This is a genomic window from Streptomyces sp. NPDC048523 (genome assembly GCF_043199815.1).
Lineage (GTDB): Bacteria > Actinomycetota > Actinomycetes > Streptomycetales > Streptomycetaceae > Streptomyces.
This window is the reverse complement of sequence record NZ_JBICWQ010000007.1, coordinates 381759-396206: the sequence shown is the minus strand read 5'-3', so window position 1 is coordinate 396206 and position 14448 is coordinate 381759. Positions and strand designations below refer to the sequence as shown.

Here is a 14448-nt window from a genome sequence, read left to right as displayed (position 1 = left end):
GTGCCGGGGCTCGCGGCCGCGGTCCGGGGCGTAGGCGGGGTCGTGCGTACACGTCTGCTTCCGCTGCTCATCGTCCTCATGGCTGCCGTACTGCTGGCCCTGGGTGTGCCGCTCGCCATCGGTGTGGCCTCCGCGCAGCAGCAGAAGGTCGTCGTCGACCGGATCGACGACACCGCGCACTTCGCCGCGCTCGCCCAGTTCGTCACCGACGCCTCCGACGAGCGCCTGGAGACCCTGGAGAGCGAACTCGCCAGCTACTACAAGGTCTACGGCATCCGCGTCGGTGTCTTCTACGACGGTGACGTACCCATGGCCACGGCGCCCCGCGGCTGGTTCCTCCCCCACACGGGCGAGGTGCGCGACGCGTTCGGCGAGGCCCTGCTCAGCCGCCGCAGCCAGGACCCCAAGCAGGTGTGGCCCTGGCAGCGGGGCCGGCTGGTCGTCGCCTCGCCGGTGATCCGGGACGGTGACGTCATCGCGGTCGTGGTCACCGACTCGCCCACCGGGCCCATGCGTTCACGGATCCTGCACGACTGGCTCGTCATCTTCGCGGGCGAACTCGCCGCCATGCTGCTGGCCGTGGGCGCCGCGCTGCGGCTGACCGGCTGGGTGCTCAGGCCCGTACGGGTCCTCGACGCCACCACGCACTCGATCGCGAGCGGGGCCCTGAAGTCCCGGGTCGCGGTCGCCGGCGGGCCGCCCGAACTCCGCCGCCTGGCACGGTCGTTCAACGAGATGGCGGACAACGTCGAGGACGTCCTGGAACAGCAGCGGGCCTTTGTCGCCGACGCGTCCCATCAGCTGAGGAATCCGCTCGCCGCCCTGCTGCTCCGTATCGAGCTGCTCGCCTTCGAACTCCCCGAGGGGAACGCCGAGATCGCCTCCGTGCAGGCGGAGGGCAAACGCCTGGCCCAGGTCCTCGACGACCTCCTGGACCTCGCTCTCGCCGAGCACACCGAGGCGGACCTGAGAGTCACCGACATCGGCGAACTCACCGCCGAACGCGTCGCCGCCTGGACACCCACCGCGGAGGCCAAGGGAGTACGGCTCGTGGGCAGTTGTCCGCCCACCACCGCCTGGGCCGACCCCGTCACCCTCTCCAGCGCCCTCGACGCGGTCATCGACAACGCGCTCAAGTTCACTCCGGAGGGTGAGACCGTCGAGGTCGCGGTCGCCGCTGACGGGGACACCTCGACGGTCGTCGTCGCCGACCGCGGACCCGGGCTCACCGATGAGGAACTCGCGCGGGTCGGCGACCGGTTCTGGCGCAGCGGGCGGCACCAGAACATCAAGGGGTCCGGCCTCGGACTGTCCATCTCGCGGGCACTGCTGGCCGCGGGGGGCGGGGCGATCTCGTACGGCCGCCAGGAGCCGCACGGGCTGGTGGTGACGGTCTCCGTGCCCCGCAGCCGTCCTACGGCTTGACCGAGCGGTAGTAGCGGCGGGCGCCGTCGTGGAGGGGGACCGGGTCGGTGTAGATCGCCGTCCGTACGTCCACCAGCTGGGCGGAGTGGACGTCGTGGCCGATGCCGTCCCTGCTCTTGATCACGGTCCGGGTCAGCCACTGGGTGAGCTCGGGGTCCATGTCCTTGCGGGTGATCAGCAGGTTGGAGACGGCCATCGTCGGGACGGTCCTGTTGTTCTGGACGGACGGGTACGCCGACGCCGGCATGTTGGTGGCGCGGTAGTAGCGGGTGGGCTCTCCCTCGGCGTGCAGCTTCGCCACGAGGGAGGGCTCGATCGGGACGAAGCGGAACGCGGAGCGTTCGGCCAGCAGCTTGAGGCCGTCAGTGGGCACGCCGCCGGACCAGAAGAACGCGTCCAGACCGTGGCCGAGGAGCTTGGGGCCGGTGTCGATCCCCTGGGCGCTGGGCCGGATGTCCTTGTCCGGGTCGAGGCCGGCGGCGTTGAGCACGCGGTCCGCTATCAGTCGTACGCCGGAGTTGGGGGCGCCGATGGAGACGCGTTTGCCCTTCAGGTCGGCCAGGGTGCGGATGTCCGAGTCGGCGGGGACGACGAGCTGTACGTAGTCGTCGTAGAGGCGGGCCACGCCGCGGAGCTGGTCGGCGCCGGGGCCGCCGTTGTGCTGGTACGTCTCCACCGCGTCGGCCGCGGCGATGGCGAAGTCGGACTTTCCGGTCGCCACGAGTCTGACGTTCTCCTGGGAACCCGCGCTGGTCTCCAGTTCCACTTTCAGGTCGGGCATGTCCTTGTGGATCTCGTCGCGGAGGAGCCGGCCGTACTTCTGGTAGACGCCCGCCTTCGTGCCCGTGCTGAAGGTGATCGTGCCGGTCGGGGGGGTCTCGCCCAGCGGGAGCAGCCACCACAGGAGCAGGCCGAGGGCCACGAGGGTGGCGGCCGCGGTCTGGAGCGCCTGGCGGCGGGTGGGGCGGGGGAACGGCTTGGGCATGGCGGTGATCCTGCCAGGGGCGGTGGGGGGTGGCCAGCGGGTTCGGGTGCGGGTTCGGTGGGGGCGGGCGTTATGCGCAGTTCCCCGCGCCCCTGGATGCCTGCGGCGGCCTGTTCCGGTCCGGTGGGGGCGGGTGTAGCGCGTGCGGTGTGTTGTGGGTCGGTGCCGGGGTGGGGGGTGCCCGTCCTCGGTCCGGCGGCTCGGTCCCTTTGGGCAGGGCTCGGTGCCGGACGCCGGCCGCTGCGGGCGGACACCCCCCACCCCGTCCCCTTCCCGCCGTACGCGGGTGCACGAGTCCCACCCAGGGGCGCGGGGAACTGCGCGACCAGCCCCCACGGGCCCGCACTCGCCCGACGACCTGACCCGGCACCCCCATAGGCGCCCCGCTAAAGCCCAGCGCAGCGGCACCGCGGGGAACTGCGCGACCAGCCCAACCCTTCAGGCCCCGTCCCGCCCCACCGACGCCTCCGCCACCCGCGAACCGCTCTCCGCTGCCGTCGGAGACTCGCGGTGGGCCGTCAGTCGCGTCGCCAGGGGCTCTGTGTAGCGGGCCGTGAGGGGGCCGAGGATGACCAGGATGAGGACGTAGGCCGTGGCCAGGGGGCCGAGGTTGGGTTCTATGCCGGCCGAGACCGCCAGGCCCGCTATGACGATCGAGAACTCGCCGCGGGCCACCAGCGCGCCGCCCGTGCGCCAGCGGCCCTTGGGGGAGATTCCGGCTCGGCGGGCCGCCCAGTAACCGGTAGCGATCTTTGTGACTGCCGTGACCAGGGCCAGGGCAAGGGCGGGGAGGAGGACCGGGGGGATGCTCGCCGGGTCCGTGTGGAGGCCGAAGAAGACGAAGAAGACCGCGGCGAAGAGGTCGCGCAGGGGGCTCAGGAGAGTGTGGGCGCCCTCCGCCACCTCGCCCGAGAGGGCTATGCCGACGAGGAACGCGCCCACCGCTGCGGACACCTGGAGTTGCTGGGCCACGCCTGCCACCAGGATCGTCAGGCCCAGGACCACCAGGAGGAGCTTCTCCGGGTCGTCGCTCGAGACGAAGCGGGAGATCAGGCGGCCGTAGCGGACCGCCACGAACAGGACCAGGCCGGCCGCCCCGAGGGCGATCGCCAGGGTCAGGCTCCCGGCCAGCAGGCCCGCTCCGGCCACGAGGGCGGTGACGATGGGCAGGTAGACCGCCATCGCCAGGTCCTCCAGGACCAGGACGCTGAGGATCACCGGGGTTTCCCTGTTGCCGACTCGGCCGAGGTCGCCCAGGACCTTGGCTATGACGCCCGAGGAGGAGATCCAGGTGACGCCCGCCAGGACCACCGCCGCCACCGGACCCCAGCCGAGGAGCAGTGCGGCCGCCGCTCCCGGGAGGGCGTTCAGGGCGCCGTCGACCAGGCCCGAGGGGTAGTGGGCCTTGAGGTTGGTGACCAGGTCGCCCGCGGTGTATTCGAGGCCGAGCATCAGGAGCAGGAGGATGACGCCTATCTCGGCGCCTATGGAGACGAATTCCTCGCTCGCGCCCAGGGGGAGCAGGCCGCCCTCGCCGAAGGCCAGGCCGGCCAGGAGGTAGAGGGGGATGGGGGAGAGGCGGAAACGGGCGGCGAAACGGCCGAGGAGACCCAGGCCGAGGATGATCGAGCCGAACTCGATCAGGAGGACCGCGGAGTGCACGCGTTCACTCCCGCCCGAGGATCGCCGCGGCGGCGTCCACGCCCTCGCGGGTGCCCACGACGATGAGGATGTCGCCGCCCGCCAGGCGGAAGTCCGGTGCGGGCGACGGGATCGCCTCGGCCCGGCGCAGGGCCGCCACGACGGACGCGCCGGTGTCCGTGCGCATCTTCGTGTCGCCCAGGACCCGGCCGTTCCAGCGGGAGCCGGCCGCCACCTCGACGCGCTCGGCCACCAGGCCGAGGTCGGAGGTGTAGAGGAGGCTCGCGCTGTGGTGGGAGGGCTTGAGTGCGTCGATCAGGGCGCCCGCCTCGGAACCCGTCAGGCGCAGTGACTGGGCGCAGGAGTCGGGGTCGTCGGCCCGGTACACGCTCACCGTGCGGGCACCGTCGCGGTGCGCCACCACGGAGAGATGGCGGTCCTCGCGGGTCATGAGGTCGTACTGGACCCCGATTCCCGGCAGCGGCGTCGCCCTCAGGCGTGGAGCAGACACGTTTCTTCCCCTTGCAGTTCGTGTGATCACGGGTGCCGGGTTCGCATGCTGCCAGGCCCCCGTACGGTGGCGATATGGGTGACGTGACGGATATACGCGAGCGGCCGGGACCGGCGAGGCTGGGGCCTCGGGCGTCGGACGGGAGGAGTGAGGGCAGGGCCGTGTCGCTGTTCTGGCGGATCTTCTCGCTCAACGCCGCGGGCCTCGTCGTCGCCACCGCGCTGCTGCTGGGGCCGGTCACCGTGTCGACGCCCGTCCGGCGGGAGGAGGCCGTGATCGTCCTCGGAGGGCTCGCCCTGCTGCTGGTCGCCAACGCCCTCGTGCTGCGGGTCGGGCTCGTCCCGCTGCGGCGGCTGGGGCGGGCCATGGCAGCGGCCGATCTGCTGCGCCCCGGGGTGCGTGCCCCCGTCTCCGGTCCTTCCGAGACGGCCGCGCTGATCACGACGTACAACACCATGCTCGACCGGCTGGAGGCCGAGCGCGCGACCGGCGCGGCCCACGCGCTCTCCGCGCAGGAGCGGGAGCGCCATCGCATCGCGCGCGAACTCCACGACGAGGTGGGGCAGACGCTGACCGCCGTTCTGCTCCAGCTGAAGCGGGTCGCCGACCGGGCGCCGGCGGAGCTGCGGGAGGAAGTGGGGCAGGCGCAGGAGGCGACCCGGGCCGGCCTGGAGGAGATCCGCCGGATCGCGCGGCGGCTGCGGCCCGGGGTGCTGGAGGAACTCGGGCTGCCGAGCGCCTTGCGGTCGCTCGCGGCCGAGTTCACCACGCACGGGCTGACCGTGCGCCACCACGTCGGCGGCGAGCTGCCCCGGCTGACCGAGGAGTCGGAGCTGGTCGTCTACCGGGTGGCCCAGGAGGGGCTCACGAATACCGCGCGGCACTCCGCCGCCGACCGTGCCGAGGTGCGGCTCCAGCCGGTTTCGGGGGGAGTGGAACTCCTCGTGCGCGACAACGGCAAGGGGCTGGGCGGAGCGCCCGAAGGGGCCGGGATCCAGGGGATGCGGGAGCGGGCGCTGCTGGTCGGGGCGGTGTTCTCGGTGCGGACCGATCCCGGGCAGGGGACGGACGTGCGGTTGCGGATACCGGTCGCCGCGGGGGCGCGCTGATGCGGGAGCCGACGCGTGTGCTGCTCGCCGACGATCACACTCTCGTACGACGAGGGGTCCGGCTGATCCTGGAGGGGGAGCCGGACCTCACGGTCGTGGCCGAGGCGGGGGACGGCGCGGAGGCGGTGGAGCTGGCACGCGCGCGTGAGGTCGATCTCGCCGTACTGGACATCGCCATGCCGCGGATGACCGGGCTCCAGGCGGCTCGCGAGCTGTCCCGGCGGCTGCCGGACCTGCGGATCCTGATCCTGACGATGTACGACAACGAGCAGTACTTCTTCGAGGCGCTCAAGGCCGGGGCCAGCGGATATGTGCTCAAGTCCGTCGCCGACCGCGATCTCGTCGAGGCGTGCCGGGCCGCCGTACGCGACGAGTCCTTCGTCTACCCCGGTGCCGAACGGGCTCTCGTCCGCTCCTACCTGGACCGGCTGCACCGCGGTGACGACCTGCCCAGGCGGGCCGTCACCGAACGCGAGGAGGAGATCCTCAAGCTGGTCGCCGAGGGGCACACCACGAAGGAGATCGGCGAGCTGCTGTTCATCAGTGCGAAGACGGTCGAGCGGCACCGCGCGAACCTGCTGCACAAGCTGGGGATGCGGGACCGCCTGGAGCTGACCCGGTACGCGATACGGGCTGGGCTCATCGATCCTTGAGTCGGGCCTGCGGCTGGGTGGCCCGGCGTCGGCGCACCACATACGCGCCCGCGAGGCCGACCCCGCCGAGTGCCAGCGCCACGCCGATCGCCCGTTCGAAACCGGCCGGGCCCACACTGCCTCCGGAACCGCCCTGGACACCGAGGGTCGGAAGCGCCGTGGCCACACTCACGTCGGTGTCGCCCCTGTGCGGCAGCACCTCACAGGCGATGCCGTCGTCCCGGCCCTGGTCCTCGTCGAGCCGGTTGGGGTCGGAGCGGTCGAGGTCGAACTGCTCCTGCGCGTCCTCCTGGAAGCGGAAGTCGGCGCAGTCCAGGTCGCCTTGTGCGTGTGCGACGCCGGTCAGCGGTCCGGCGGTGGCCAGGACGGCCAGCGCGGCGCCGGTGAGCGTGATGCGTATTCCCATGGGTCGTGCCTTTCGGTGGGGCCGGAACAGCCGTCACCACGACGCTAGGGACGCGCCCGGCATCCGGCCCGTCGAGCTGGGCCGAACGGGCGCGCGTCGTCACAGGAGCGCGTCCCAGTCCTCGTCGAAGTCCGCGGGGTTGAGGAAGAGCACGTCCGCCGGCTCGGCCGGGCCCCGCAGGGACTGTTCCGTCCAGATGCACTTGCCCGTGGGGGTGTAGCGGGCGCCCCAGCGGGTGGAGAGCGCCGAGATGAGCTGGAGGCCCCGCCCGCCCTCGTCGGTCTCCGCGGCATGGCGGATCCGGGGCATGGTCTGGCTGCCGTCGTAGACCTCGCAGATCAGCTCGGTGGTGTGCAGCAGGCGCAGCCGGACCGGGCCGCGGGCGTGCCGGACGACATTGCCCACCAGTTCGCTGACCAGCAGTTCCGTGGTGGCGGACAGGTCGTCCAGGTCCCAGGCCGCGAGCTGTTCGCGGACGTGGCCGCGGGCCTGGCTCGCCGCCTTCGGGTCCTCGGGCAGGGACCAGGCGGCCATCCGGTCGGCCGGCAGCGCGTGCAGCCGGGCCACCAGGAACGCCGCGTCGTCGGCCGCCGGCTGGTCCGCCGGCAGCAGACCGGCCGTCAGCCTGTCGCACAGCCGTTCAAGGTCTACGGCGGTCCCGTCGGCGTGGGCGGCGCCGAGCAGCCGCGCCAGCTCGGCCATTCCCTCGTCGATCTCCCGCTTCGCCGACTCCACCAGACCGTCGGTGTACAGCACGAGCAGACTCTCCTCGGGCACCTCCAACTCGGCTGTCTCGAACGGCGGTTTGGCCGCGCCCAGCGGGGGATCGGCGTCCGGCTCGGGGAAGTGCACGGTTCCGTCGGGCCGTACCAGAGCGGGCGGCGGATGGCCGGCCCGGGCGATGGAGCAGACCCGGGTCGTCGGGTCGTAGAGCGCGTACAGACAGGTGGCGTACGACGCCTCGCTCATGCCGCCGACGATGTCGTTGAGGTGGCCGAGGATCTCGTCGGGCGGCAGCTCCAGGTCGGCCAGGGTGTGCACCGCGGTGCGCAGCCGGCCCATGGTGGCCGCCTCGGGCAGGCCGTGGCCCATCACGTCACCGACGACCAGCGCGACCCGTCCGCCGGACAGCGGGATGATGTCGTACCAGTCGCCGCCCACGTCCGCGCCCTGCCCGGCCGGCAGATAGCGCGCGGCCGCCGTGCACGCGGGCAGGTCGGGCAGGGCCTGGGGGAGCAGACTGCGCTGGAGTTCCCGGGACCGGGTGTGCTCGGCGTCGTAGAGGCGGGCCCGCTCCAGGGACTGGGCGACCAGGGCGGTGATCGTGGTGAGCAGCGCGCGTTCCTCGTCGTCGAGGACCCGGTGGCGGTCGAAGGAGACCACGCAGACGCCGAAGGTGTGCCCGGACGCCGTCAGCGGCAGGAACGCCCAGGACTTCTTGTCGCCGCGGGTGGGGAAGTCGGCGAGTTCGGGATAGAGGGTGGCGTACTCGCGCGCCGAGGAGATGAACAGCGGGAGGCCGGACGCGATGGTGTCCCAGGCCGGGTCGCCGGTCGTCGAGCGGCGGCGGCTGTCGAGGAGGGCCACGAAGTCCCGCGGGTAGCCGACCGCCCCGACGTGGTGGAGCCGGTCGCCCTCGCTGACCTGGACCATCAGCCCGGAGGCGGCGAACGGCGGCAGCACCCGGCGGGCGACCGCGTCGACCACGTCCCGGGAGGTCGTCGCCTTGGCGAGCTCCGTGGTCAGCTCGGCGATCCGCACCGCCCGCTCGGCCGCGGCCCGCTCCGCCGCCTGCCGTTCCTGCGCCAGCCGGCGCTTCTCCGTGACGTCCTGGAAGTAGAGGGTGCGGCCGTCGGGTCCCGGCACCAGCCGTACGTGCAGTCGCCGCCGGCACTCCGCGATGTACACGTCGAACCCGGCGGACCTCTCGTCGGCCGCGGCCTGCAGACAGCCCTCCTTCAGCCCCGGGACCTGCCGGGTGGCCGGCAGGTCCCACAGCAGGCGCCCGAACAGCTCCTCCTCGGAGAAGCCGAGGAAGCGTTCCGCCTCCAGGTTGGCGAAGGTGATCCGCCACTCGTCGTCCACCGCGAGGAAGCCGTCGCTCATGTGTCTCAGAGCTCTGCTGAGGGCGCCGCGCGCGGTGGGCGACTCGTTGCTCTCCCAGCCCACCCCGATCATCCGGAGGGGCTCGCCCCGCTCGTCGTAGGTGGCCCGGCCGCGGGCCTGCGTCCAGCCCCAGGTGCCGTCCAGGCGCCGTACGCGGTACTCGGCCTCGTAGACGCTGTGGTCGAGGATGGCCCGTTGCGCCGCTGCCAGCGTGGGCGCCAGGTCGTCGGGATGGACGATCCGCATCCAGTTGTCGATCCGGCCGGTGAAGTCGGCCGGGCGGGTGCCGTACAGCGCCAGAGCGGCCTCGTCCCAGATCAGGTCACCGTTGCGGATGTCCCAGTCCCAGGAGCCGACCTGAACCTCCTTCAGGGCCTGCCGGAGCCGTTCCCCGCCCAGTTCCGCCTGGGAGGGGCCGGACGGCGGCGGGGCCTGGGCCATGCGGTCCTCGGCCCAGGCGACGACGTCCCGCAGGAAGTCCCAGTGCTCCGCAGTGGGTTCGCCCCGCTCGCCGGCCAGGACCGTCAGCGCGCCGATGCTGCGCCGGCCGCTGAAGACCGGCAGGGCGGCGAGGCCGGTACCGGGCCAGGGAGCCTCCTGATGCGCGTCCTCGGACAGCGGTACCCAGACGCCCTCGCCCTGCTGAAGTGCGCGGGCCGGGGCCAGGGGGCCCTCCTGGTCGACGATCTCCCAGGAGCGGGTGAGGGCGGGTGGCAGGCCGACGGACGACACCAGGCGCAGCGCGGACATCGGGCCGCGCAGGTGCACGGTCCCGCCGAGCGCGCTCAGCTCGCCGACCGCGTGCCCGAGCGCCAGCCGGAAGACCTCGCTCTCGGTCGCACCAGGGGTGACCGTGCCGAGGAGAGCGAGCCGCGCGTTCATGGAGGGAACTTATCGTTCCCGTTTCCGTCCGAAACCTGCTTCACAGTTTCCGACAAGCTGTTTCCCGGCACTCTCTCACCCCAACTCCCCATACTTCACAGGAAGTTGCCGAAATATCAGCCGTGTACCGTGCCGTCGCACCGGGCAGTCTCCGATCATGAGGAGCGGCATGGACATCGGTGTCTTCATCCCCATCGGCAACAACGGCTGGCTCATCTCGAAGAGTTCCCCGCAGTACATGCCGACCTTCGAGCTCAACAAGGCGGTCGTGCAGAAGGCCGAGGAGCACGGGCTCGACTTCGCCCTCTCGATGATCAAGCTCAAGGGCTTCGGCGGCGAGACCGAGTTCTGGGACCACTGCCTGGAGTCGTTCACGCTGATGGCGGGCCTGGCCGCGGTCACCGAGCGGATCAGGCTGTACGCCTCCACGCCCATCCTGGCCCTCCCGCCGGCCATCGTCGCCCGCATGGCGGTCACCGTCGACTCCATCGCCCCCGGGCGGTTCGGCGTCAACATCGTCACCGGCTGGGCGCCCGGCGAGTACACGCAGATGGGCGTCTGGCCCGGCGACGAGCACTTCGGCAACCGGTACGCGCGCGCCGAGGAGTACGTGACGGTGATGAAGGAGCTGTGGAGCGAGGGCGTCAGCAACTTCAAGGGCGAGTTCTACGAGATGGACGACTGCGTGCTCTCACCGCGGCCGGCGAACGGGCACATCGACATCGTGGCCGCCGGACAGAGCGGCACGGGCATGCGGTTCGCCGCCGGGCACGCCGACTACAACTTCATCCTGGGCAGCGGTGTGAACACCCCGCTCGCCTTCGCGGACAGCGCGGCCACGCTCGTGGAGGCGGCGCGGGAGACCGGCCGGGACGTCGGCGCGCTGTCCCTGTTCATGGTCGTCGCCGACGAGAGCGACGAAGCCGCCCGCGCGAAGTGGCAGGACTACCACGACGGCGCCGACCGCGCGGCGCTGGCCTACATGGCGGGGGAGTCGGCCACGGACACCACCGCCGACGACTCCTCCACGGCCCGCACCATCGTGCTGCCCGAGGGCGCCGTGAACTTCAACATGGGGACGCTCGTCGGGTCGTACGAGAGTGTCGCGCGCATGCTCGACGAGATCGCCGGGGTCGAGGGGACCAAGGGGATCATGCTCGTCTTCGACGACTTCCTCGACGGGATCGAGAAGTTCGGCACGCGGATCCAGCCGTTGATGCGGTCGCGGGAGGGGCGGGCATGAGAAGAGGCCGGCGCTGTCTCGCACCGGCCCCTTCCGCACAGGTCACTCAGTCCGTACCGAACTCCATGGCGGCCCGGTCCAGCAGGGCCTCGTCCTCCGAGACCTCGCCGCGGGAGGCGATCGCCTCGGCGCCGCCCTCGGGCAGTTCCGGCATGGTGCCGATCAGGCCCGTCGCGGCGGCCTGGGAGGCGCCGATCGTGGGGCTGCCGGTGCCGATGAGGCCGAGACCCGCGTACTGCTCCAGCTTGGCGCGGGAGTCGGCGATGTCGAGGTTGCGCATGGTCAGCTGGCCGATCCGGTCCACCGGGCCGAAGGCCGAGTCCTCGGTGCGCTCCATCGACAGCTTGTCCGGGTGGTACGAGAACGCCGGGCCCGTGGTGTCGAGGATCGAGTAGTCCTCGCCGCGCCGCAGACGCAGGGTGACCTCGCCGGTGATCGCCGCGCCGACCCAGCGCTGGAGCGACTCGCGGATCATCAGGGCCTGCGGGTCCAGCCAGCGGCCCTCGTACATGAGACGGCCCAGGCGCCGGCCCTCGTTGTGGTACTGGGCGACGGTGTCCTCGTTGTGGATCGCGTTGACGAGGCGCTCGTAGGCCGCGTGGAGCAGGGCCATGCCGGGGGCCTCGTAGATGCCGCGGCTCTTCGCCTCGATGATCCGGTTCTCGATCTGGTCGGACATGCCCAGGCCGTGCCGGCCGCCGATCGCGTTGGCCTCCATGACCAGGTCGACGGCGGAGCCGAACTCCTTGCCGTTGATGGTCACCGGACGGCCCTGGTCGAAGCCGATCGTCACGTCCTCGGGCGCGATCTCGACCGACGGGTCCCAGAACTTGACGCCCATGATCGGCTCGACGGTCTCGATGCCGGTGTTGAGGTGCTCCAGGGTCTTGGCCTCGTGCGTGGCGCCCCAGATGTTGGCGTCGGTGGAGTACGCCTTCTCCGTCGAGTCCCGGTACGGCAGCTGGTGCGCGACCAGCCACTCGGACATCTCCTTGCGGCCGCCGAGCTCGGTCACGAAGTCCGCGTCCAGCCAGGGCTTGTAGATCCGCAGGTTCGGGTTGGCGAGCAGGCCGTAGCGGTAGAACCGCTCGATGTCGTTGCCCTTGAAGGTCGAACCGTCGCCCCAGATCTGGACGTTGTCCTCCATCATGGCCCGCACCAGCAGCGTGCCGGTGACGGCACGGCCCAGGGGCGTGGTGTTGAAGTACGCCCGCCCGCCCGAGCGGATGTGGAACGCGCCGCAGGTGAGCGCGGCAAGGCCCTCCTCGACCAGCGCGGCCCGGCAGTCGACGAGGCGCGCGATCTCGGCACCGTAGGCCTGCGCGCGGCCGGGCACCGAGTCGATGTCGGGCTCGTCGTACTGCCCGATGTGCGCGGTGTAGGTGCAGGGGATGGCGCCCTTGTCGCGCATCCACGCGACCGCGACGGAGGTGTCGAGACCGCCGGAGAAGGCGATGCCGACGCGTTCGCCGGCGGGGAGGGACGTGAGGACCTTGGACATAGGAAGATTATGCATCACCATGTATGGTCATGCAAAGCCCCCCTGGTCGCCCCGTACGTGATCCACGTCATCGTGGGGCGTACCGCTCAGCGCCGGCCGTGGGCGGTCGGGCCGTGCCGCTCCGGCAAGCGCCTACCCTTGACCCATGACCATCAGCAGCGACCGGAGCCCGGCAGTGGACGTTTCATCTCCGAAAACGTATGAAGTGCGCACGTACGGGTGCCAGATGAACGTCCACGACTCCGAGCGATTGTCCGGTCTGCTGGAGGAGGCGGGGTACGTGCCCGCCCCCGAGGGTTCCGACGGGGACGCGGACGTCGTCGTCTTCAACACCTGCGCGGTGCGGGAGAACGCCGACAACCGGCTTTACGGCAACCTCGGCCGGCTCGCGCCGCGCAAGGCCTCGCGGCCCGGCATGCAGATCGCGGTCGGCGGCTGCCTCGCGCAGAAGGACCGGGACACCATCGTGAAGAAGGCGCCCTGGGTGGACGTCGTCTTCGGCACCCACAACATCGGCAAGCTGCCCGTCCTGCTGGAACGCGCGCGCGTGCAGGAGGAGGCGCAGGTCGAGATCGCCGAGTCCCTCGAAGCGTTCCCGTCCACGCTGCCGACCCGGCGCGAGAGCGCCTACGCGGCCTGGGTGTCGATCTCCGTCGGCTGCAACAACACCTGCACCTTCTGCATCGTCCCGGCGCTGCGCGGCAAGGAGAAGGACCGCCGTACCGGTGACATCCTCGCCGAGATCGAGGCGCTGGTCGGCGAGGGCGTCTCCGAGATCACGCTGCTCGGCCAGAACGTCAACGCCTACGGCTCCGACATCGGCGACCGCGAGGCCTTCAGCAAGCTGCTGCGCGCGTGTGGCGCGATCGAGGGCCTGGAGCGCGTCCGCTTCACCTCCCCGCACCCGCGCGACTTCACGGACGACGTGATCGCGGCGATGGCCGAGACGCCGAACGTCATGCCGCAGCTGCACATGCCCCTGCAGTCCGGCTCCGACACGGTCCTGAAGGCGATGCGCCGCTCGTACCGCCAGGAGCGCTACCTGGGGATCATCGAGAAGGTGCGCGCCGCCATCCCGCACGCGGCGATCACCACCGACATCATCGTGGGCTTCCCCGGCGAGACCGAGGAGGACTTCGAGCAGACCATGCACGTCGTCCGCGAGGCCCGCTTCACACAGGCCTTCACCTTCCAGTACTCCAAGCGTCCCGGGACACCGGCGGCCACCATGGAGAACCAGATCCCCAAGGAGGTCGTCCAGGCGCGCTACGAGCGTCTCGTCGCCCTCCAGGAGGAGATCTCCTGGGAGGAGAACAAGAAGCAGGTCGGCCGCACCCTGGAGCTCATGGTCGCCGAGGGCGAGGGCCGCAAGGACGGCGCCACCCACCGCCTCTCCGGCCGCGCCCCCGACAACCGCCTGGTCCACTTCACCAAGCCCGACCAGGAGGTCCGCCCCGGCGACGTGGTCACGGTCGAGATCACCTACGCCGCCCCCCACCATCTCCTCGCCGAGGGCGCCGTCCTCGACGTGCGCCGCACGCGCGCGGGAGACGCGTGGGAGAAGCGGAACGCGGCCGAGGCCGCCAAGCCCGCGGGTGTCCTGCTGGGCCTGCCGAAGATCGGGGTTCCCGAGCCGCTGCCGGCGGCCACGAGCGGCTGCGTGGCGCACTGAGCGGGGACCGGGCCACTGCGCGCTGGGTCGTCGTCGTACAGGCCGGTACCGAGGGCGGGGTCGACGACGGCTCCGAAGAGGTGGCCCGCTTCGAGGGCACCCGGGAGCAGGCCCGCGCCCGTCTCTACGAGATCGCCTGCACGCATCGCCCGCGCTCCGGGCTGCGCCAGAAGCGCCGGGAGGTCTACCGGATCGGGGACGGGGATGCCTACTACGCGTACATCAAGGGCATGGTGTCCACCTTCGGCGTGACCTACCAGCTGGCCGAGCTGGTGTGGAGCACGGAACCCGGCCCGAAGCAGCCCTGACGATAG

General features: G+C 71.5%; 12 protein-coding genes. 6 read left to right on the top strand and 6 right to left on the bottom strand.

Translation table 11 applies throughout. The features are described 5' to 3' along the window. The first annotated feature begins 42 nt into the window (after nt 1-42). On the top strand, nt 43-1425 hold the full coding sequence (locus ACGFWE_RS33850; protein ID WP_352382408.1) for a HAMP domain-containing sensor histidine kinase: 1383 nt from the start codon (nt 43-45) through the stop codon (nt 1423-1425). On the opposite strand, the gene ACGFWE_RS33845 is transcribed toward ACGFWE_RS33850, so the two are convergent. From ACGFWE_RS33845 to ACGFWE_RS33835, 3 genes are all read right to left on the bottom strand, one after another. Further along, a complete protein-coding gene (locus tag ACGFWE_RS33845; RefSeq protein WP_352382406.1) occupies nt 1415-2410 on the bottom strand; it encodes a TAXI family TRAP transporter solute-binding subunit in 996 nt (331 codons plus the stop codon). The genes ACGFWE_RS33850 and ACGFWE_RS33845 overlap by 11 nt on opposite strands. 438 nt (nt 2411-2848) lie before the next feature. Next, a complete protein-coding gene (locus ACGFWE_RS33840) occupies nt 2849-4072 on the bottom strand; it encodes a cation:proton antiporter (protein WP_352382404.1) in 1224 nt (407 codons plus the stop codon). A gap of 4 nt (nt 4073-4076) precedes the next feature. Then, the gene (locus ACGFWE_RS33835; RefSeq protein ID WP_280862222.1) at nt 4077-4562 is read right to left on the bottom strand and encodes a cation:proton antiporter regulatory subunit; all 486 of its coding nucleotides are present in this window, start codon (nt 4560-4562) and stop codon (nt 4077-4079) included. 161 nt (nt 4563-4723) lie between these two features. On the opposite strand from ACGFWE_RS33835, the gene ACGFWE_RS33830 reads away from it, so the two are divergent. Continuing rightward, the gene (locus ACGFWE_RS33830; protein WP_393603865.1) at nt 4724-5671 is read left to right on the top strand and encodes a HAMP domain-containing sensor histidine kinase; all 948 of its coding nucleotides are present in this window, start codon (nt 4724-4726) and stop codon (nt 5669-5671) included. Continuing rightward, nucleotides 5671-6324 carry a response regulator transcription factor gene (locus tag ACGFWE_RS33825; RefSeq protein ID WP_352382400.1) on the top strand — a complete coding sequence of 218 codons (654 nt, stop codon included), beginning with the start codon at nt 5671-5673 and terminating at the stop codon, nt 6322-6324. Before ACGFWE_RS33830 ends, ACGFWE_RS33825 begins: the two co-directional genes overlap by 1 nt. On the opposite strand, the gene ACGFWE_RS33820 is transcribed toward ACGFWE_RS33825, so the two are convergent. Both ACGFWE_RS33820 and ACGFWE_RS33815 read right to left on the bottom strand, forming a co-directional pair. Next, complete coding sequence (locus tag ACGFWE_RS33820; RefSeq protein ID WP_393603863.1) at nt 6311-6730, bottom strand: hypothetical protein; 420 nt, start codon at nt 6728-6730, stop codon at nt 6311-6313. The two genes, ACGFWE_RS33825 and ACGFWE_RS33820, sit on opposite strands and share 14 nt — an antisense overlap. 99 nt (nt 6731-6829) lie before the next feature. Continuing rightward, on the bottom strand, nt 6830-9718 hold the full coding sequence (locus ACGFWE_RS33815) for a SpoIIE family protein phosphatase (protein WP_352382396.1): 2889 nt from the start codon (nt 9716-9718) through the stop codon (nt 6830-6832). Between the two features lie 169 nt (nt 9719-9887). Here ACGFWE_RS33815 and rutA point away from each other — a divergent pair, with 169 nt between their 5' ends. Beyond that, nucleotides 9888-10961, top strand: a complete 1074-nt coding sequence (gene rutA / locus ACGFWE_RS33810; RefSeq protein WP_352382394.1) for a pyrimidine utilization protein A — start codon at nt 9888-9890, stop codon at nt 10959-10961. Between the two features lie 46 nt (nt 10962-11007). Here rutA and argG read toward each other — a convergent pair whose 3' ends face one another. Next, the gene (gene argG / locus ACGFWE_RS33805; protein WP_352382392.1) at nt 11008-12462 is read right to left on the bottom strand and encodes an argininosuccinate synthase; all 1455 of its coding nucleotides are present in this window, start codon (nt 12460-12462) and stop codon (nt 11008-11010) included. Nucleotides 12463-12607: 145 nt separating this feature from the next. On the opposite strand from argG, the gene miaB reads away from it, so the two are divergent. Beyond that, nucleotides 12608-14134, top strand: a complete 1527-nt coding sequence (miaB, locus tag ACGFWE_RS33800) for a tRNA (N6-isopentenyl adenosine(37)-C2)-methylthiotransferase MiaB (protein WP_390000099.1) — start codon at nt 12608-12610, stop codon at nt 14132-14134. Nucleotides 14135-14214: 80 nt separating this feature from the next. Further along, nucleotides 14215-14442 carry a hypothetical protein gene (locus ACGFWE_RS33795; RefSeq protein ID WP_352382388.1) on the top strand — a complete coding sequence of 76 codons (228 nt, stop codon included), beginning with the start codon at nt 14215-14217 and terminating at the stop codon, nt 14440-14442. Nucleotides 14443-14448 lie beyond the last annotated feature (6 nt).